This is a genomic window from Ornithinimicrobium carbonis (assembly GCF_977012275.1).
Map to the genome: position 1 here is coordinate 3,404,439 of NZ_OZ348993.1, position 19,525 is coordinate 3,423,963.

Consider the following 19,525-nt stretch of genomic DNA (forward strand, 5'->3'; position numbering starts at 1 on the left):
TCCACCCACCTCGACCGATCATGGCAGCAGCGCCCCGGACTGTCACGACCCGCAGGCGTCGGTTGCTCTCGCGGCGCGGCCGACGCGGCCGCATACTCCCTCCATGGACGTCGCCAGGATGGCGCGCCGCGGCGCCGACCTGTGCCACGCCGTGGCCGAGGGGCACGAGGTGATGCCCGAGGTGCTGCGGCTGCTGGCCGACGGTGTCGGCACCGACATGGTGTCGTGGTCCTGCATCCAGCTCAACGGGACCGGCACCCAGCTCCTCCAGCACGGGCGCGGCCCGCTGGAGCAGCCCGGGATGGCCGAGTGGGAACGGCTGCTGCCCACGCACCCCTACGCCACCCACCTGATCACCGATCCGGCCCCGCGGACGAGGCTGACCGACGTGGTCGACCTGGTGCAGTTCCAGCGCAGCGAGGTGTACCAGGTGCTGCTGGCTCCCACGGGCGACCGCTACCAGGCCGCCTTCGTGCTCGACCGGTCGCCGGAGGAGCTGACCCTGCTCTCGTTGTGGCGGGTCCGGCGCGACTTCACCGACGAGGAGGTGGCCCCGGTCGAGCGGCTGGCGGCCGCGCTCGCGGCCAGCGCGCGGGTCCGCGACAACCTCGAGGCGCTGCGGGGGATGGCCGAGGCGGACCCGGCGACGCCGCTGACCCCGCGACAGACCCAGGTCGTCGCGCTCGTGGCCCTGGGTCTGACGAACGAGCAGGCCGCCCGGAGGCTCGGGCTGTCGCCGCGCACCGTGCGCAAGCACCTGGAGTCACTCTTCGCCCGGACCGGGGCGACGTCCCGCACCGAGCTGGCCGTGCTGTGGCGCGAGTCGGTGCGGACGGGGATGCCGCTGGGTCCTCTGCGGTGACCCGGCTCCGCCGGGTCGGGGCGCCCCGAGCGCGCCCCGACCTGCGGAGCCTCCAGACCCAGGGTGCCCCTGCGCCGCGCCCGGGCGGAAGGTGGCGCTTCGGCCACCCCGGGAGGGCGCGGGGCCCCACTAGAGTTTCGACATGTCGCACGCGCACGGTCAGGACCACCAGCACGACCACGACTCCCCCGGGTCCAGCGAGCTCTCGGAGATGGACGCCCGCGTCCGGGCGCTGGAGACCCTGCTGACCGAGCGCGGGCTGGTCGACCGGGAGGCGCTGGACGCGGTCGTCGAGCGCTACGAGCACGAGGTCGGGCCGCACAACGGCGCACAGGTCGTCGCCCGGGCGTGGGTCGACCCCGACTACCGCCGCTGGCTCCTGGAGGACGCCGACGCGGCGATCGCCTCGCTGGGCCACGTCGGTCGTCAGGGCGAGCACATGGTCGCCGTGGAGAACACCCCTGAGCTGCACAACATGGTGGTCTGCACGCTGTGCTCGTGCTACCCGTGGCCGGTCCTGGGTCTGCCACCGGTCTGGTACAAGTCTCCTGCCTACCGGGCCAAGGCCGTCGTCGACCCGCGCGGCGTGCTGGCCGACTTCGGGGTCACCCTCCCCGCGGGCACCCGGATCAAGGTGTGGGACTCCACCTCCGAGGTGCGCTACCTCGTCCTCCCCCGTCGGCCGGAGGGCACCGAGCACCTGACCGAGGACCAGCTCGCAGCCCTCGTCACCCGGGACAGCATGATCGGCACCGGGCTGGCGTCCGCCGCCGCTCCGTCCGCGTCCGAGGGGGCCTGACGTGGACGGCGTGCACGACCTCGGCGGGATGCACGGCTTCGGACCGGTGCGCCCCGAGGCGGACGAGCCGACCTTCCACGCCGACTGGGAGCGCCGGGCGCTCGCGCTCACGCTGGCCACGGGTGCCCTGGGCCGGTGGAACATCGACCAGATGCGCCACGTGCGGGAGTCGCTGCCGCCGGCCGTCTACCTCACCAGCAGCTACTACCGGATCTGGACCCTGGGGCTGGAGCGGGCCGTCGCCGCGCTGGGGCTGCTCGAGCGCGACGACCTGGAGGCGCGGTCCGCGGAGCAGCTGCGGAAGGGGTTCTCCACTCCCGGCAGCTACGAGCGTCCGACCTCCCGGCCGCCCGCCTTCGCAGCGGGACAGCAGGTGCGGGCCAGGAACATCCACCCCCGTGGGCACACCCGCCTGCCCCGGTACGCCCGCGGCCACGTCGGCACCGTCGTGGCGGTCCACGGTGCGCACGTCTTCCCGGACCGGCACGCGGCACCGCTCGGCCGGCCGGCGGAAGAGGCGCCCGAGTGGCTCTACACCGTCGACTTCCCCGCCCGCGAGCTCTGGGGGGAGGAGGCCGACCCGACGGTGACCGTCTCGGTCGACGCGTGGGAGCCCTACCTGGAGGTGCCGGCATGAGCACCGCGGCCCGGACGCTGGCCTCGATCTCGGCCGCGTGCGGCGAGAGCCTGCCCCTGCCGCCCCGTGGCGACGAGCAGGTCTTCGCCGCGCCCTGGCAGGCGCAGGTGTTCGCGATGACCGTGGCCCTGCACGAGCGCGGGATCTTCACCTGGCCCGAGTGGGCAGACGTCCTGGCGCGCCACGTCGCCCGCGGCGCCGCCGACGGCGCCGACTACTACGAACGCTGGGAGGACGCGCTCGAGGAGCTGCTGCACACCCGCGGGATCGCCACCGCCGCCGAGGTGGGCCGCGCCACGCGGGCCTGGCACGAGGCCGCCGCGCGCACCCCGCACGGGCAGCCGATCGAGCTGTAGCCGGCCCTCAGGGTCCGGTGCGGGTGCCCACCGTCACCGGCGGCGGGCGCCGCCAGCGGGAGGTCAGCCGGCGGCGTCCGGCACGGGGCCGGTGCTGCTGCGCACCACGAGCGCGGGTGAGACGAGCACCTCGGGCTCGACCGGCAGTCCCTCGACGAGCTTGAGCAGCTGCTCGATGCCCACCTCGCCCGCCCGCCGGAACTCCTGCTCGACCGTGGTCAGGGGCGGGAAGTACCACCCGCTCTCGGGAGTGTTGTCGTAGCCGACGACGCTGACGTCGGCGGGGACGCGCAGACCCGCCCCGCAGAGGGCGGACAGCAGCCCCAGGGCCATCTGGTCGTTGGCCGCGTAGACCGCCGTCACCCCCGCCGCCTGCATCCGGGGCCAGGCCTCGAAGCCCGACCGGGCCGACCAGTCCCCGTCGACGCGCACGCCGCCGTCCAGGCCGTGGTCGGCGAGCACCCTCTCCCAGCCCACCGTGCGCAGCCGCGCCTCCGACCAGTCGGCGGGACCGGCCACGTGCCCGATCCGCGTGTGCCCCAGCGAGGCCAGGTGCTCCCCGGCCAGGGCTCCACCGGTCTCGTTGTCGCTGGCGACGAGCGGCCGTCCGGGGAGGCGCGCCTCCAGCGCCAGGACGGGCAGGTCGTCCGGCAGCACGGAGTCGACCAGCTCGGCCTGCTCGTCCGTCGGTGCGACCACCACCAGCCCCTCCACCTCGCGCTGCAGGAGGTCGTCCAGGACGGCGCGCGACTGCCGGGGCTCGAGCCCGGCGAGGGAGACGGAGTATGGCGTGTAGCGGCGCGCGCGGGCGGCGGCCTCGACCGCCTGGATGGTCGACATGGGACCGAAGTAGGGCCCGACGAAGGTGACCACCCCCACGGCCCGGGTCCGGCGGGCGGCGAGGCTGCGGGCGGAGGCGCTGGGCCGGTAGCCGAGCCGGGTCATCGCCTCGCGCACCCGGCGCTCGGTCGCCTCGGCCACGTTGGGCGCCGCGTTGACCACCCGGGAGACGGTCTGGTGGGACACGCCCGACTCGCGGGCGACGTCGTACATCGTCGGACGCCCCTTGTGCGCACCCATGACGCCATCCTTCCACGCCCAGGACCGGAGCCCCGTGACCGGATCGTGATCTGTCGGCCCCTTGACAGGAACCGGGTTGTGAGCGCTAACGTACCGCTCAGCGTTAGCGCTCACAACCACCCGGACCGGGTGCTGCGGGCGACCACCTCGACGGCGAGGAAGGAGCTCGATGAACATCGCCGAAGCACCCCGGCCGACGGGTCCGGACGCCCTCGTGGTGGGGGTCGACTACGGCACCCTGTCGGGCCGCGCGGTCGTCGTGCGGGCCGCCGACGGCCAGATCCTGGGATCGGCCGTGCACCCCTACCCGCACGCCGTGATGGAGGAGGCGCTGACCGCGGGCCCCTCCGCCGGCGCACCCCTTCCCCCCGACTGGGCCCTGCAGGTGCCCGCGGACTACGTCGAGGTGCTCACGGTCGCCGTGCCCGCCGCCCTGCGCCAGGCGCGCGAGGAGCACGGGGTGCAGGCCGACCAGGTGGTGGGGATCGCGACGGACTTCACCGCGTGCACCATGGTGCCCACGACCGAGGACGGCACGCCGCTGAACGAGCTGCCCGGGCTGGCCGACCGTCCGCACGCCTACGTCAAGCTCTGGAAGCACCACGCCGCCCAGCCGCACGCCGACCGGATCAACACCCTGGCGCACGAGCGCGGCGAGCCGTGGATCAGCCGCTACGGCGGGCTGATCTCCTCGGAGTGGGAGTTCGCCAAGGGCCTGCAGCTGCTCGAGGAGGACCCCGAGGTCTACGCCACGATGCAGCACTGGGTCGAGGCCGCCGACTGGATCGTCTGGCAGCTGTGCGGTGACTACGTCCGCAACGCCTGCACGGCCGGCTACAAGGGCATCCGACAGGACGGGGCCTACCCCTCCCCCGACTTCCTGTCCGCCCTCGACCCCGGTTTCGCCGACTTCGTCTCCGACAAGCTCGAGCACCGCATCGGCCAGCTGGGAGAGCAGGCCGGCCGGCTCACGGCGCAGGCCGCCTCCTGGACCGGCCTTCCCGAGGGCATCGCGGTCGCGGTCGGCAACGTCGACGCCCACGTCACCGCGCCCGCGGCCGGTGCCGTCGAGCCCGGCCAGATGGTCGCGATCATGGGCACCTCCACCTGCCACGTCATGAACGGGGACGCCCTGGCCGAGGTCCCCGGCATGTGCGGGGTCGTCGACGGTGGCATCGTCGAGGGGCTGTGGGGCTACGAGGCCGGCCAGTCCGGCGTGGGCGACATCTTCGGCTGGTTCGTCGACCACGGCGTTCCCGGCAGCTACCACGAGGAGGCCGCCGCCCGCGGCATCTCGACGCACGAGCTGCTCACCGAGAGGGCCGCCGCCCAGCAGGTCGGCGAGCACGGTCTCGTCGCGCTGGACTGGCACTCGGGCAACCGCTCGGTCCTGGTCGACCACGAGCTCTCCGGCCTGGTCCTCGGCCAGACCCTGGCCACGCGGGCGGAGGACGTCTACCGCGCCCTGCTCGAGGCGACCGCCTTCGGCACGCGCGTCATCGTCGAGACCTTCCAGGACGCCGGCGTGCCCGTCACCGAGTTCATCGTCGCCGGCGGCCTGCTGAAGAACCCCCTGCTCATGCAGATCTACGCCGACGTCACCCGCCTGCCGCTGTCGACCATCGCCACCGACCAGGGACCCGCGCTCGGGTCGGCCATCCACGCCGCCGTCGCGGCCGGCGTCCATCCCGACGTCCGGACCGCGGCCGCCGCGATGGGCAAGGTCGACCGGGCCGTCTACACCCCCGACCCCGAGCGGGCCGCCCGCTACGACCGGCTCTTCGCCGAGTACCGCCTGCTCCACGACCACTTCGGGCGCGGCGGCAACGACGTCATGCGCCGGCTGCGGGCGCTGCGCCGGGAGGCGCACGCCCCCGCCGGAGCCGTCGCGGAGGTGCCCCGGTGACGCTGGCGGCATACTCCTCCGCGGTCCGGGACGAGGTCGCCCGCGTGCGCGAGGTCGTGGCCCGCCTGCACGCCGAGCTGCCCCGGTGGGAGCTCGTCGTGTGGACCGCCGGCAACGTCTCGCAGCGGGTGCCGGGCGCCGACCTGTTCGTCATCAAGCCCAGCGGCGTCGGCTACGACGAGCTCTCCCCGGAGGCCATGGTGGTCTGCGACCTGGACGGCGTCCTCGTCGACGGCGACCGCGCCCCCTCCTCCGACACCGCCGCCCACGCCTACGTCTACCGGCACCTGCCCGAGGTGGGCGGGGTCGTGCACACCCACTCCACGTATGCCGTGGCCTGGGCCGCGCGCGGCGAGGAGATCCCCTGCGTGCTGACGATGATGGCCGACGAGTTCGGCGGGCCGGTCCCGGTGGGCCCGTTCGCGCTCATCGGGGACGACTCCATCGGCCGCGGCATCGTGGAGACCCTGCGCCGCTCGCGCAGCCGGGCCGTCCTCATGCAGAACCACGGACCGTTCACCGTCGGCCCCGACGCGCGCGCCGCGGTCAAGGCGGCCGTCATGGTCGAGGAGGTGGCCCGCACCGTGCACGTCGCCCGCCAGCTGGGCGAGCCGCTGCCCATCCCCCGGGCCGACGTCGACCGGCTCTACGAGCGCTACCAGCACGTCTACGGCCAACCGGCCGCCGCCCCGACCCAGGAGAGCACCCGATGACCAAGCCCTTCGGCGAGCAGGAGATCTGGTTCTGCACCGGCAGCCAGGACCTCTACGGCGAGGACACCCTGCGCCAGGTCGCGGAGCAGTCCCGGGCCATCGCCGACCAGCTGGACGCCTCCACGCACGTGCCGGCCCGGGTGGTGTGGAAGCCGGTGCTCAAGGACCGGGAGGCCATCCACCGGCTGGCCCTGGAGGCCAACGCCGACCCGCGGTGCATCGGCGTCGTCGCCTGGATGCACACCTTCTCCCCGGCCAAGATGTGGATCGCCGGGCTGGGCGCCCTGGACGTGCCGCTGCTCCACCTGCACACCCAGGCCGACGTCGAGCTGCCGTGGTCGACGATCGACATGGACTTCATGAACCTCAACCAGGCCGCGCACGGCGACCGGGAGTTCGGCTACATCCAGAGCCGGATGGGCGTGCGGCGCACCATCGTCGCCGGTCACTTCTCGCACGAGCCGGTGCAGCGGCGGGTGGGCACCTGGGTCCGGGCCGCCGCCGGCTGGGCCGCGACCCGCGACCTGCGGCTGGTCCGCTTCGGGGACAACATGCGCAACGTCGCGGTCACCGAGGGCGACAAGACCGAGGCGGAGATCCGTTTCGGGGTCTCGGTCAACACCTGGGGAGTGAACGACCTGGCGGCGGCCGTCGACCAGGTCGCCGACACCGAGGTGGACGCGCTGGTGGCGGAGTACGAGGACCTCTACGACGTCGCCCCCGAGCTGCGGCGCGGTGGCGGGCGGCACGCCTCGCTGCGCCACGGGGCGGCCCAGGAGCTGGCCCTGCTGGCCTTTCTGGAGTCGGTCGGCGCCTCCGCCTTCACGACCACCTTCGAGGACCTGGGTGCGCTGCGGCAGCTGCCCGGCCTGGCGGTCCAGCGGCTCATGGCCGCCGGCTACGGCTTCGGTGCCGAGGGCGACTGGAAGACCGCCATCCTCGTGCGGGCCGCGAAGGTCATGGGCGAGGGGCTGCCGGGCGGGGCCTCCCTGATGGAGGACTACACCTACGACCTCACGCCCGGGAAGGAGCTCATCCTCGGGGCGCACATGCTCGAGATCTGCCCCTCCCTGACCACCGCGCGGCCCAGCCTGCAGATCCACCCGCTGTCCATCGGCGACCGGGAGGACCCGGTGCGCCTGGTCTTCTCCGCCGACCCCGGCGAGGGCGTGGTCGTGGCGATGTCGGACCTGCGCGACCGCTTCCGGCTCACGGCCAACGTCGTCGACGTCGTCGAGCCGGTGCAGGACCTGCCCCGCCTGCCGGTCGCCCACGCCGTCTGGCGCCCCCGTCCGGACCTGGCCACCTCGGCCGAGTCCTGGATGCTCGCCGGCGCGGCCCACCACACGGTCCTGTCCACCCAGCTGCCGGTCGAGGCCTTCGAGATCTTCGCCGACATCGCCGGCACCGAGCTGCTCGTCATCGACGAGGAGACCACCGCGCGGGGGTTCGCCCGCGAGGTGCGCTGGAACCAGGCCTACCACCGGCTGGCCCAGGGGATGTGAGGCCGGACCGACGAGCAGCACGACCAGCACGACCACCCGCCACCCGTACGACGCAGGACCCACGCACCACCGACGCAGGACCCACGCACCACCATCAAGGAGTGAACATGTCCATTCGAATCCGGCGGATCACCGCCATCGCAGCGGCCGGAACCCTGGCCCTCGGACTGACCGCCTGCGGCGGCGAGGGCGCGGGCGACACCGGCGACGACGACACCGGGGCCACCGGTGGGGAGGCCGCCGCCGGCGGCGAGGACGTCACCGTCGGGGTCGCCATGCCCACGCAGACGTCCGAGCGCTGGATCGCCGACGGCGAGTCCGTCCAGGCGGGCCTGGAGGAGGCCGGCTACCAGGTCGACCTGCAGTTCGCCAACGACGACATCCCCACCCAGAGCCAGCAGATCGACCAGATGATCACCAACGGCGCCGACGCCCTGGTCATCGCCGCGATCGACGGCACCGCCCTGTCCAGCCAGCTGGACGCGGCGGCCGCGGCCGACATCCCGGTCATCTCCTACGACCGTCTCATCCGGGACAGCGAGAACGTCGACTTCTACGTCACCTTCGACAACTACAACGTCGGCGTCCAGCAGGCGACCTCCCTGCTGGTCGGTCTGGGCATCCTCGACAAGGACGGCAACGAGACCGACGAGGAGGGCCCCTTCAACATCGAGCTCTTCGCCGGGTCGCTGGACGACAACAACGCGCACTTCTTCTGGGACGGCGCGATGGACACGCTGCAGCCCTACATGGACTCCGGCGTCCTGGAGGTGCCGTCCGGGCAGACCGACATCGAGCAGGCGGCCACCCTCCGGTGGCAGCAGGAGACCGCCCAGCGCCGGATGGAGGACCTGCTGACCAGCTCCTACGCCGGCGGCAGCGAGCCCCTCGCCGGTGTCCTGTCCCCCTACGACGGGCTGTCCCGCGGCATCATCACCGCGCTGCAGAACGCCGGCTACGGCGACACCATCGAGGACGGACTGCCCGTGGTCACCGGTCAGGACGCCGAGATCGCCTCGGTCAAGCTGATCGCCGACGACGTGCAGTTCTCGACCATCTTCAAGGACACCCGCAAGCTGGCCGACCAGGCCGTGGTCACGGTGGAGTCGTTCCTGGGCGGCTCGGAGCCGGAGGCCAACGACACCGAGAGCTACGACAACGGCGTCAAGGTCGTCCCGTCCTTCCTCCTGGAGTCGGACATCGTCTACGAGGACAACATCCAGAGCCTGCTCGTCGACTCCGGCTACTGGACCGCCGAGGAGGTCGAGTCGGGCGTCGCCGAGTGACCCCGACCCGCCGGCCCGGCCGCAGCTGCGGCCGGGCCGGCGGGACCGCACCGGCGTCTCTCGCCCGCGCCCGCGCCCGCGCACACCCCATACCCCTCCCTGCCCCCAGATCCGCCACCGGCCCCGAGTGAGGACCGTCGCATGACCGACACCATCCTGCAGATGCGGGACATCACCAAGACCTTCCCCGGCGTGAAGGCGCTCGAGAACGTCAGCCTCGACGTCCGACGCGGCGAGATCCACGCCATCTGCGGCGAGAACGGCGCGGGCAAGTCCACGCTGATGAAGGTGCTCTCCGGGGTCTACCCGCACGGCACCTACGACGGGCAGATCCTGCTGGACGGGCAGGAGGTGTCCTTCTCCCGGATCAACGACAGCGAGGAGAAGGGCATCGTCATCATCCACCAGGAGCTGGCCCTGGTCCCCCACCTGTCGGTCGCCGAGAACATGTACCTCGGCAACGAGCGCCGGGGGACCCTGGGGCTGATCGACTGGCACCAGACCAACGCCGACGCGGCCGAGCTGATGAGGCGCGTGGGCCTGCGCGAGCAGCCGGTCACCCAGATCGGGCACCTGGGCGTGGGCAAGCAGCAGCTGGTCGAGATCGCCAAGGCCCTGTCCAAGGACGTCCGGCTGCTGATCCTCGACGAGCCCACCGCCGCGCTGAACGACCGGGACTCCGAGCACCTCCTCGGCCTGCTGCGCCAGCTCAACGAGCAGGGCGTGACCTGCATCATGATCTCGCACAAGCTCAACGAGATCGCCGAGATCGCCGACCGCACCACGATCATCCGGGACGGGCACACGGTGGAGACGCTCGACATGAGCGACCCCGCCTCGACCCAGGACCGGATCATCCGGGGCATGGTCGGCCGCGACCTGGAGCACCGCTACCCCGAGCGCACGCCCCAGATCGGCGAGGAGCTGTTCCGGGTGGAGGGGTGGACCGTGGACCACCCGACCCAGTCCGGTCGTCGGATCGTCGAGGACGCCTCCCTCACCGTGCGGGCCGGCGAGGTCGTCGGCATCGCCGGCCTCATGGGCGCCGGACGCACCGAGCTGGCGATGAGCATCTTCGGGCGCACGTGGGGCCGGTACGTCTCCGGCAAGACCTACCTGCGCGGCGAGGAGGTCCGCATGCGCAGCGTCTCCGACGCCATCGAGGCCGGCGTGGCCTACGCCACCGAGGACCGCAAGCGCTACGGGCTGAACCTCATCGACGACGTCCGGCACAACACGACCGCGGCGGCCCTGTCGAGGATCTCCCGCGCCGGCTGGGTCAACGGGCTCGAGGAGCTCAAGGTCGCCAACCAGTACCGCGAGGACCTGAACACCAGGACCCCCTCGGTGCTCACCCCCGTCGGCAAGCTGTCCGGCGGCAACCAGCAGAAGGTCGTCCTCGCCAAGTGGCTGATGACCGAGCCCGAGGTGCTCATCCTCGACGAACCCACCCGCGGCATCGACGTCGGGGCCAAGTTCGAGATCTACACGATCATCAACCGGATGGTCGGGGAGGGCAAGGGCGTGCTGGTCATCTCCTCCGAGCTGCCCGAGCTGCTCGGCGTCTGCGACCGCATCTACACCCTCGCCTCCGGGCGCATCACCGGTGAGCTCCCGACGCAGGAAGCCACCCAGGAACGGCTCATGGCCCTCATGACCATGGAGAAGGAGACTGCCCGATGACCGGGACGATGAACCTCAAGGACCTCCTCACCCACAACCTGCGCCAGAGCGGGATCCTGTTCGCCTTCGTGGTGATCGTGGGGATGTTCGCGCTGCTGCACCCCAACTTCCTCTCGCCGGGGAACATCTCCAACATCGTCCTGCAGTACTCCTACATCCTCATCCTGGCGATCGGCATGATCATCGTCATCATCGGCGGTCACATCGACCTGTCGGTGGGATCGTTGGTGGCCCTCACCGGGGCGACCTCCGCGGTGGTCGTCGTGCAGAACGGCCAGCCCTGGTGGCTCGGCGCGCTCGCCGCGCTGGTGGTCGGCGTGCTGGCCGGGATGTGGCAGGGCTTCTGGGTCGCCTACGTCGGCATCCCCGCCTTCATCGTCACCCTCGCCGGGATGCTCATCTTCCGCGGGCTGACCTTCCTGGTCCTGGACAACATCTCGCTGTCACCCTTCGGCGGCACCTACTACGAGATCGCCAACGGCTTCCAGAACGGGCTGCTCGGCGGACGGGGCGTGGACGTCTTCACCCTGGTCATCTTCGCCGTCGCCGTGGCGGGGTATGCCGTGAACGCCTGGCGCAACCGGCGCGCGGCCATCGCCTACCAGCAGGAGGTCGTGGCGCTGCCGCTCTTCATCCTCAAGACCGTCTTCGTCGCCGCCGTCGTCATGTGGTTCGCCTACCAGCTCGCCTCCAGCCGCGGCCTGCCCAACGTGCTGATCCTGCTGGCCATCCTCGTCCTGGTCTACGGGCTGATCACCCAGAAGACGGTCTTCGGCCGCAACGTCTACGCGATCGGCGGCAACCTGCACGCCGCCCAGCTCTCGGGCGTGAAGGTCAAGAAGGTCAACTTCCTCATCTTCGTCAACATGGGCCTGCTGGCGGCCGTCGCCGGCATCGTCTACTCCTCCCGGATGAACGGTGCCCAGCCCGGGGCCGGCAACATGTTCGAGCTCGACGCCATCGCCGCCTGCTTCATCGGCGGGGCCGCGGTCACCGGTGGGATCGGCCGGGTGGGCGGTGCCATGATCGGTGGCCTGATCATGGCGGTCATGAGCAACGGGATGCAGCTGATGGGCATCGACCAGTCGGTCCAGCAGGTCGTCAAGGGCCTGGTGCTGCTGCTGGCCGTCGCCTTCGACGTCTGGAACAAGCGCCGTGCCGGAAACTGAGGAGAGTCGTATGGAGCACCGTCCCGTCCCGCGTCTGGACCGCGAGCTGAGCGTGATCGGGCTGGGCTGCTGGCAGCTCGGCGCCGACTGGGGGCAGGTGTCGGAGGAGCGGGCCCTGGAGATCCTCGCGGCCGCCGCCGACGCCGGCGTGACCTTCCTCGACACCGCCGACGTCTACGGCGACGGCCGGTCGGAGTCCCTGGTCGGCCGGTTCGTCCACGGGCGCGGCCGGGCCGGGTTCGTGGTCGCCACCAAGATGGGCCGGCGGGCGGACCCGCACGAGGCCGAGCAGTACACCCCCGACGCCCTGCGCCGGTGGAACGACCGCTCCCGCGAGCTGCTCGGCGACGACACGCTGGACCTGGTCCAGCTGCACTGCCCTCCCCCGGCGGTCTACGCCCGGGACGACCTGTTCGACACCCTCGACGAGATGGTCGACGAGGGACGGATGAAGGCCTACGGCGTCTCGGTCGAGACCGCCGACGAGGCGCTGTCGGCCATCGCCCGACCCCGGGTGGCCACCGTGCAGATCATCCTCAACGTCCTGCGCCGCAAACCGCTGGAGCGGGTCACCGGGGCGGCCGCCGAGGCGGGCGTGGGCATCATCGCCCGGGTCCCCCTCGCCTCGGGCCTGCTCACGGGCAAGTTCGACGAGTCCTCCACCTTCGCCGCCGACGACCACCGCCAGTTCAACCGGCACGGTGAGGCCTTCGACGTCGGCGAGACCTTCGCCGGGGTGCCCTACGAGGTCGGTGTCGCGGCGGCCCGGGAGTTTGCCGCGATCGAGGGGGCCGCGGGCTCCACCCCCGCTCAGCGGGCCCTGCGCTGGATCGTCGACCAGCCCGGGGTCACCACCGCCATCCCTGGGGCGAGCTCCCCCGACCAGGCCCGCGCCAACGCCGCCGCCGCCTCGCTGCCGCCCACCGCCCCCGAGGACGCGGCCGCCTACGAACGGCTCTACGACCGGCACGCGCGGGAGCACGTCCACCACCGCTGGTAGACCGGCCGACCGGCAGACCGGCAGCCCTCCGGGGCCGACCCCGGCGCGCGTCGGCGGCATCGGCCAGACTGGAGCCAGGCCGACCGGAGGAGACACGATGCGACGGACCATCTTCACCGAGGACCACGAGGCGTTCCGGGCCTCGGTCCGCGGGTTCGTCGACCGCGTGCTGCGGCCCCGGGCGGAGGAGATGGTCCGGGAGCGGACCATCCCCGCCGACGTCTGGACCGAGGCGGGCCGCCAGGGGCTCTTCGGCCTGGAGATCCCCGAGGAGCACGGCGGTGCCGGCGCCGGGGACTACCGCTTCAACGCGGTCCTGTCCGAGGAGCAGGCCCGCTTCAGCTTCGCGGTCTCCTCCTGCTTCGGCATCCACGCCGACATCTGTCCTCCCTACCTCGTCGACCTCGGCACCGAGGAGCAGAAGGCGCGCTGGCTCCCCGGCATCGCCAGCGGGGAGCAGGTCGTCGGCATCGCCATGACCGAGCCCTCCGGCGGCAGCGACCTGGCCGCGCTGCGCACGAGCGCGGTGCGCGCCCAGGACGGGTCCGGCGACTGGCTGGTCGACGGCTCCAAGACGTTCATCACCAACGGCCACCGGTGCGACCTGGTCGTCGTCGCCGCCCGCACGGACCCCGCGGCGGGCGCCCGGGGCATCACGCTGTTCGTGCTGGAGGCCGGCATGCCCGGGTTCACCAAGGGCGGCAAGCTCGACAAGGTGGGCCAGGACGAGGCGGACACCTGCGAGCTCTTCTTCGACGGCGTCCGGGTGCCGGACCACCACCGCCTCGGCGCGCAGGGTCAGGGCTTCGTGGCCATGATGGAACGACTGCCCCAGGAACGGGTCGGGGCCGCGGTCGCCAACACCGCCCACGCCGCCCAGATCCTCACCGAGACGATCGACTACGCCAAGGAGCGGCAGGCGTTCGGCCGCCCGATCGGGACCTTCCAGCACACCCGGTTCCGGATCGCCGAGCTGGTCACCGCGGTCGAGGTCACCAGGGCCTTCGTCGACCAGTGCGTCCTGGCCCACGCCGAGGGCCGGCTCACCGGCGTCGACGCCGCGAAGGCGAAGTGGTGGTCCTCGCGGATGCAGAACGACGTGCTCGACGAGTGCGTGCAGCTGTGGGGCGGCTACGGCTACATGAACGAGTACCGGGTCGCCCGGGCCTGGCGGGACGCCCGGGTCAGCACGATCTGGGCCGGCTCCAACGAGATCATGAAGGAGATCATCGGTCGCAACCTGGGGCTGGCCTGACGCAGAACGGAGGCACCCCGTGACTGGTAGCGTCGCTGCCCATCTCGGGACCCCCGGTCGAGGAGCAAGCGATGGAGCCGACGCACGGAACCGCCACCCCCCGGTCGCCCCGACACGCGCTCATCCTGCCCAACCCCGAGGTCGGGGACGACGCCCCCGCGATGGTGGAGTATGCCGTCGCCGCCGAGGAGTCGGGGTGGGACGGCGTCTTCATGTGGGACGTGCTGGTCTGGCCGGCCGCGCCGGACGCGCTCGGGCGGGCCGGTGACCCGGAGCACTTCCGCCCGGAGACGTACGCCGCCCAGATCGACCCGGTCATCACGCTGGCCGGCATCGCCACCCGCACCGAGCGGATCACCCTGGGCACCTGGATCGTCCCGGCGGCACGGCGCCAGCCCTGGCAGCTGGCCCGCGACCTGGCGACGCTGGACCGCCTCTCCCGCGGACGGGTGGTGCTGGGCGTCGGGCTCGGCCGCCGCGCCGAGTACGACCTCTTCGGCGAGGAGTGGGACCCCCGGCGGGTGGGCCGGCGCTACGACGAGACCCTGGAGCTGCTGTCCCGCTTCTGGAGCGGCGAGCGGGTCACCTTCCACGGCGAGTTCTTCGACGTCGACGACGTGGCCCTGCTGCCCACCCCCGCGCAGCGGCCGCGCATCCCGATCCTCGTGGCGGCCTTCTGGCCCAACCGCCGGCCGGTGCGCCGGGCCGGCCGGTGGGACGGGCTCATGCCCGTCGTCGACCCGGACCCGGACGGCCCGGACCTGGCGGCGCTGATGACCTACTACCGCCAGGTGGCCGAGGAGCCCGGCGAGGTCTTCCTCTACGTCGACGCCCCCGCCCTGACGGACGCGCGGGTCGCGTCCTACGGCGAGCTGGGCGTCACCTGGCTCGCCTCCGACCTCATCACCGGCCGGCGGTCCTCCAGGGAGAACCTGGCCGCGATCAGGAGGGGCCCGCCGCCCTGGTGAGCCGCACCCGCGGGCCGGATCACCCCTGCGGGTCGGCCAGCAGCCGTGCCTTGGCCGCGGCGAACTCCTCGTCGGTCAGCGCTCCCCGCTCGTGCAGGTCGGCCAACGCCGCCAGGTGCACCACCAGCGGGTGGTCCGACCGGGCCCGCGGGCCGCCGGGCCGCGGCGCGGGGACGTCGTCCTGCGGCGACCCGTCCTCCCGGTCTCCTCCGGCCAGTGGCGGTGCGACCACCGGGATCACGGGCATGCCGCCGGAACCGGTGCGGGCGAGCACCTCCTCCAGCCGGTTGAAGGTCTGCCCGGTGAAGGTCAACGTCCCCAGGTTGACCTCGTCCTCGTCCGTGACCGCCGTCACCAGACCGGCGCTGAACACCTTCTGCCGCTCGATCCGGACGTCGGTGACGCGGGCACGGTCGACCTCGTCCACGACCGGCATGCCGACGTGCTGGTCGCCCAGCGTCAGCAGCCGGCGGTCCGTCACGACGAGCAGGGCCACCGACCGTCGGAAGCGGGTCACGGGGAACACCCCGAGCACCTGCTCCCCCGGCAGCAGGTTGAGGCGCAGCGACTGCCGGGCGACCGGCAGCAGCCACTGCACCTTCGGGTCGACGTATGCCGTGTCCTCCACCGGCCACCCGGACGTCTGCTCCCGCACGCATTTCCTCCCTGGTCCCTGACCACGCTCACCCCGCGGCCCGACGCAGACCCTATCGTCGCGTGGACGGTGCGTCGGCCCCGGCGGACCGGGCGGTGAACCGGACCTCCTGACCCGGCCGCAGCTGGGCGCACCGGTCGACGGCGTCGTCGTCGACGTACGCCATGACCGGGTAGCCGCCCGTCACCGGGTGGTCGGCCAGGAAGAGCACCGGCTGTCCCGACGGCGGGATCTGCACCGCCCCCCGCAGCATCCCCTCGCTCGTCAGCTCGCCCGAGCGCTCCCGCTCCAGCGGTGTGCCCTCCAGCCGCACGCCCACCCGGTTGGACTTGGGATCCACGACGTAGGTCTGCGACAGGAACAGCTCCCACGCCTCGTCCTCGAACCAGTCGCGCCGCGGTCCGGCGGTCACCGGCACCACGAGGAGGTCGTTCGTCGGCTCGGGCACGGGGGCCACGTCCACCCCCGGGACCGGCCGCGGCGTGGTCCCCACCGGCAGCAGGTCGCCCGCCTCGACCACCTTCGGTCCGAGCCCGGACAGCACGTCCGTGGCCCGGCTGCCCAGCACCGGCTCCACGGCGATCCCGCCGCGGACCGCGACATAGGTCCGCAGCCCGGCCTGGGGTATGCCGAGGCGCAGCTCCTCCCCCGCCCGCAGGGAGGCGGGGGCCAGGTGGGGCGCGCCCGGGCACCGCGCTCCGGTGGTGACGACGACGACGTCCTCGTCGGTCGTCAGGACCAGCCCGCCCAGGGTGACCTCGAGCGTCGCCAGGGTGGGGTGGTTGCCCACGAGCGCGTTGGCCAGCCGGTGCGCCCCGCGGTCGCAGCACCCGGAGCGGCCGACCCCCAGCGCGGCCTGCCCCAGCCGCCCGAAGTCCTGCACGGTCGTCAGCGGACCGGCCTCGACGACGGTCAGCGCGGTCACGTCCCGACCCCCGCACCCGCGGCATACCCGCTCATGACGCCTCCACGAACCGGACCGGGGTGCCGGGCAGGAGCAGGGAGGGCGGGTCGCGGTCGAGGTCGAACATCTCCACGAGCGCGTGCCCGACCAGCTGCCACCCGCCGGGCGACTCCCGCGGATAGACGGCGGTGAACTCCCCCGCGAGGGCGAGCGCCCCGGGCGGCACCTTCGTGCGCGGGGAGGAGCGCCGGGGCGTGTCCCAGTCGAAGCGGGTGCCGGCGATGTAGGCGAAACCGGGGGCGAAGCCGCAGAAGGCGACCGTCCACTCCTCCTCCTGGTGGCGGCGGACCAGCTCCTCGGTCGACCAGCCGAGCAGCTCGGCCGCCTCGTGCAGGTCCTCCCCGTCGTAGCGCACCGGGACCTCCACCGGGTCGCGCTCGGGGCCGGTGTGCCCGCCCGGGCGGACCGCGCGGACCGTCTGCTCCAGCTCGCGCAGGTCGGTGCCGCGGTCGGCGACGACGAGGATGGTCCGCCCGGCCGGGACCAGGTCCAGGACCGGCAGGTCGACGTCCTTCAGGGCGGCGTACCGCTCCAGGACCTCCTCCAGGGAGTCCATCTCCAGCAGCAACCCGCGCGAGCCGCTCGGCAGGACGCGCACCTCAGTCCGCCGGGGCGAACGGGGCCAGGGCGACGCCGGCCCCCTCGAGGGCCTCCCGCACGCGGCGGGCGATCTCGACCGCTCCGGGGGTGTCGCCGTGCACGCAGATCGAGTGCGGCCGCAGCGTCAGCGGGTCGCCGTCGACGTCCGTGATCGGTTCACCGGTGGCCATCGCCACGCACCGGCGGGCGATCTCCTCCGGGTCGTGCAGGACCGAGCCCTCCCGGCTGCGGGGGACCAGGTGGCCCTCGGGGGTGTAGGCGCGGTCGGCGAAGGCCTCGTGGGCGGTCGGCACCCCGGCCTCCTCGGCCAGGCGCAGGACGACCGAGCCGGGCAGGCCCATCAGCACCAGGTGCGCGTCGAACTCCTGGACGGCCCGGACGACCGCGCGTGCCTGCTCCTCGTGGGTGACGATCGCGTTGTAGAGGCCGCCGTGCGGCTTGACGTAGGTGACCCGGTGGCCGTGCCGGCGCGCCATGCCGTCGAGCGCACCGATCTGGTAGACCACCTCGTCGGTCAGGACGGTGGGTTCCATGTCGATGAACCGGCGCCCGAACCCGGTGTGGTCGCGGTAGGCCACGTGCGCGCCGACCGCGACCTTCAGCTCGGCCGCCCGGGCGGTGACCTGCCGCATGATCGGCGGGTCGCCCGCGTGGAAGCCGCAGGCCACGTTGGCGCTGGTGACGACGGACAGCAGCGCCTCGTCGTCGCCCATGGACCAGCTGCCCAGGCCCTCGCCGAGGTCGGAGTTCAGGTCGATGGTGCCGATGGTCATGTCGTTCACCCCGTGACGAGCTCGATGGCGGGCCGGATGGAGTTGACCGCCAGGTAGATGGTCACCAGCCACGCGACGGTGCCGATGCCGGCCAGCCACTTCGGGTACTCGTAGCCGTGCAGCAGGTCGCGACGCCGCCACGCCACCCACATCATGACACCGATGCCGACGGGCAGCAGGATGCCGTTGAAGGCGCCGGCGAAGACGAGCAGCTGGGCCGGGGCCGCCCCGATGGCCAGGAAGAGCACCGTGGAGAGCACGATGAACCCGACGACCAGGAAGTTGGTCGTGCGCGGTGGTGTCTTCGTCCTCGAGGTGAGGAAGGTGATCGTCGTGTAGGACACGCCGATCACGCTGGTCAGCGCCGCGGCCGAGAACACGACCCCGAACAGGCGGTAGCCGACGTTGCCGGCGGCGGCCTCGAAGGCGCTGGCGGCCTGGCTGGCCGGGTCGAGCTCTGCGCCGGTGCTGACCACGCCGAGGATCGCGAGGAAGAGGATGACCCGCATGACGCCGGTGACGATGATGCCGGTCGCCGCGCTGCGGGTGATCTCGCGCAGGTGGGCCTCCCCGGTGACGCCGGCGTCGAGCAGGCGGTGGGCGCCGGCGTAGATGATGTAGCCGCCGATCGTGCCGCCGATGAGGGTGGTGATGGCCAGCACGCTGACCTGCTCGGGCAGGACCGAGTTGCGCAGGGCGTCGCCGACCGGCGGGCCGGAGGTGACCGCCACGTAGAGGGTCAGCAGGATCATCACCGCCCCGAGCAGCACCACGATCCGGTCCATCGCGACCCCGGCCCGCTTGGACAGGAAGATGCCGATCGCCACCGTGGCGAGGATGACGGCCCCGATCCGTGGGTCGAGGTCGGTCATGATGTTCAGGCCCAGGCCGGCGCCGCTGACGTTGCCGATGTTGAAGACGAGACCGCCGACGAGCAGCAGGGCGGCCATGACGTAGCCCAGGCCCGGCAGCGAGGCGTTGCCCAGCTCCTGGGCCCGCATCCCCGAGACCCCGATGACCCGCCACACGTTGGTCTGGATCGCGATGTCGACGAGGATCGAGATGAGGATGGCGAAGGCGAAGGCCGCCCCCAGCTGCACGGTGAAGTTGGTCGTCTGGGTGATGAAGCCCGGACCGATCGCCGAGGTGGCCATGAGGAAGATCGCGCCCAGGAGGGTGCCGCGGCCGGTCGCCGCGGGTCGCGCGGCCTCGGCCGTGGTGTGCGGGGAGTCGTGCAGCTCTGCCATCGACGTGGTCCTGCCTGTGCGGGGCCCCGGAACGGGCCGGATGCCGCACGAGCGTAGTGATTGTTCA

General features: G+C 72.6%; 19 protein-coding genes. 13 read left to right on the plus strand and 6 right to left on the minus strand.

Annotated elements, in window-relative coordinates; translation table 11 throughout:
- Positions 1-103: 103 nt before the first annotated feature.
- The 4 genes from ACWHYA_RS15615 to ACWHYA_RS15630 all read left to right on the plus strand — a co-directional run bounded on the left by ACWHYA_RS15615 (position 104) and on the right by ACWHYA_RS15630 (position 2,654).
- Positions 104-862, plus strand: a complete 759-nt coding sequence (locus ACWHYA_RS15615) for a helix-turn-helix transcriptional regulator (RefSeq protein WP_425940758.1) — start codon at positions 104-106, stop codon at positions 860-862.
- Positions 863-1,004: 142 nt separating this feature from the next.
- Entirely contained in the window at positions 1,005-1,661 is a 657-nt protein-coding gene (gene nthA, locus ACWHYA_RS15620) for a nitrile hydratase subunit alpha (RefSeq protein WP_425940757.1), read from the plus strand.
- Position 1,662: 1 nt separating this feature from the next.
- Entirely contained in the window at positions 1,663-2,298 is a 636-nt protein-coding gene (nthB, locus tag ACWHYA_RS15625) for a nitrile hydratase subunit beta (RefSeq protein ID WP_425940756.1), read from the plus strand.
- Positions 2,295-2,654: a nitrile hydratase accessory protein gene (locus tag ACWHYA_RS15630; RefSeq protein ID WP_425940754.1), complete on the plus strand. Its 360-nt coding sequence runs from the start codon at positions 2,295-2,297 to the stop codon at positions 2,652-2,654. Before nthB ends, ACWHYA_RS15630 begins: the two co-directional genes overlap by 4 nt.
- Positions 2,655-2,717: 63 nt before the next feature.
- Here ACWHYA_RS15630 and ACWHYA_RS15635 read toward each other — a convergent pair whose 3' ends face one another.
- The gene (locus ACWHYA_RS15635; protein ID WP_425940752.1) at positions 2,718-3,734 is read right to left on the minus strand and encodes a LacI family DNA-binding transcriptional regulator; all 1,017 of its coding nucleotides are present in this window, start codon (positions 3,732-3,734) and stop codon (positions 2,718-2,720) included.
- 169 nt (positions 3,735-3,903) lie between these two features.
- On the opposite strand from ACWHYA_RS15635, the gene araB reads away from it, so the two are divergent.
- The 9 genes from araB to ACWHYA_RS15680 all read left to right on the plus strand — a co-directional run bounded on the left by araB (position 3,904) and on the right by ACWHYA_RS15680 (position 15,219).
- Positions 3,904-5,640, plus strand: coding sequence for a ribulokinase (araB, locus tag ACWHYA_RS15640; protein WP_425940750.1), 1,737 nt, complete (start codon positions 3,904-3,906; stop codon positions 5,638-5,640).
- The gene (locus ACWHYA_RS15645; RefSeq protein WP_425940748.1) at positions 5,637-6,353 is read left to right on the plus strand and encodes an L-ribulose-5-phosphate 4-epimerase; all 717 of its coding nucleotides are present in this window, start codon (positions 5,637-5,639) and stop codon (positions 6,351-6,353) included. Before araB ends, ACWHYA_RS15645 begins: the two co-directional genes overlap by 4 nt.
- On the plus strand, positions 6,350-7,858 hold the full coding sequence (araA, locus tag ACWHYA_RS15650) for an L-arabinose isomerase (RefSeq protein ID WP_425940746.1): 1,509 nt from the start codon (positions 6,350-6,352) through the stop codon (positions 7,856-7,858). Before ACWHYA_RS15645 ends, araA begins: the two co-directional genes overlap by 4 nt.
- Before the next feature lie 107 nt (positions 7,859-7,965).
- Entirely contained in the window at positions 7,966-9,144 is a 1,179-nt protein-coding gene (chvE, locus tag ACWHYA_RS15655) for a multiple monosaccharide ABC transporter substrate-binding protein (RefSeq protein ID WP_425940744.1), read from the plus strand.
- 141 nt (positions 9,145-9,285) lie between these two features.
- Entirely contained in the window at positions 9,286-10,827 is a 1,542-nt protein-coding gene (gene mmsA / locus ACWHYA_RS15660) for a multiple monosaccharide ABC transporter ATP-binding protein (protein WP_425940742.1), read from the plus strand.
- A complete protein-coding gene (mmsB, locus tag ACWHYA_RS15665) occupies positions 10,824-11,996 on the plus strand; it encodes a multiple monosaccharide ABC transporter permease (protein WP_425940741.1) in 1,173 nt (390 codons plus the stop codon). The genes mmsA and mmsB overlap by 4 nt, the downstream gene beginning before the upstream one ends.
- Positions 11,997-12,006: 10 nt before the next feature.
- The gene (locus tag ACWHYA_RS15670) at positions 12,007-12,996 is read left to right on the plus strand and encodes an aldo/keto reductase (RefSeq protein WP_425940739.1); all 990 of its coding nucleotides are present in this window, start codon (positions 12,007-12,009) and stop codon (positions 12,994-12,996) included.
- Between the two features lie 97 nt (positions 12,997-13,093).
- A complete protein-coding gene (locus tag ACWHYA_RS15675; RefSeq protein ID WP_425940737.1) occupies positions 13,094-14,251 on the plus strand; it encodes an acyl-CoA dehydrogenase family protein in 1,158 nt (385 codons plus the stop codon).
- Between the two features lie 71 nt (positions 14,252-14,322).
- A complete protein-coding gene (locus tag ACWHYA_RS15680) occupies positions 14,323-15,219 on the plus strand; it encodes an LLM class flavin-dependent oxidoreductase (protein WP_425940735.1) in 897 nt (298 codons plus the stop codon).
- A 19-nt stretch (positions 15,220-15,238) separates the two neighbouring features.
- Here ACWHYA_RS15680 and ACWHYA_RS15685 read toward each other — a convergent pair whose 3' ends face one another.
- From ACWHYA_RS15685 to ACWHYA_RS15705, 5 genes are read right to left on the minus strand one after another with little or no spacing between them, the layout of a single operon-like run.
- Positions 15,239-15,874 carry an SHOCT domain-containing protein gene (locus ACWHYA_RS15685; RefSeq protein WP_425940734.1) on the minus strand — a complete coding sequence of 212 codons (636 nt, stop codon included), beginning with the start codon at positions 15,872-15,874 and terminating at the stop codon, positions 15,239-15,241.
- Between the two features lie 52 nt (positions 15,875-15,926).
- Positions 15,927-16,799: a 5-oxoprolinase subunit C family protein gene (locus tag ACWHYA_RS15690; RefSeq protein ID WP_425940733.1), complete on the minus strand. Its 873-nt coding sequence runs from the start codon at positions 16,797-16,799 to the stop codon at positions 15,927-15,929.
- Positions 16,800-16,830: 31 nt separating this feature from the next.
- Positions 16,831-17,436: a 5-oxoprolinase subunit B family protein gene (locus ACWHYA_RS15695; RefSeq protein ID WP_425940731.1), complete on the minus strand. Its 606-nt coding sequence runs from the start codon at positions 17,434-17,436 to the stop codon at positions 16,831-16,833.
- Position 17,437: 1 nt separating this feature from the next.
- Positions 17,438-18,211, minus strand: coding sequence for a LamB/YcsF family protein (locus ACWHYA_RS15700; protein WP_425940729.1), 774 nt, complete (start codon positions 18,209-18,211; stop codon positions 17,438-17,440).
- 5 nt (positions 18,212-18,216) lie between these two features.
- A complete protein-coding gene (locus tag ACWHYA_RS15705; protein WP_425940727.1) occupies positions 18,217-19,458 on the minus strand; it encodes an NRAMP family divalent metal transporter in 1,242 nt (413 codons plus the stop codon).
- Positions 19,459-19,525: the final 67 nt, after the last annotated feature.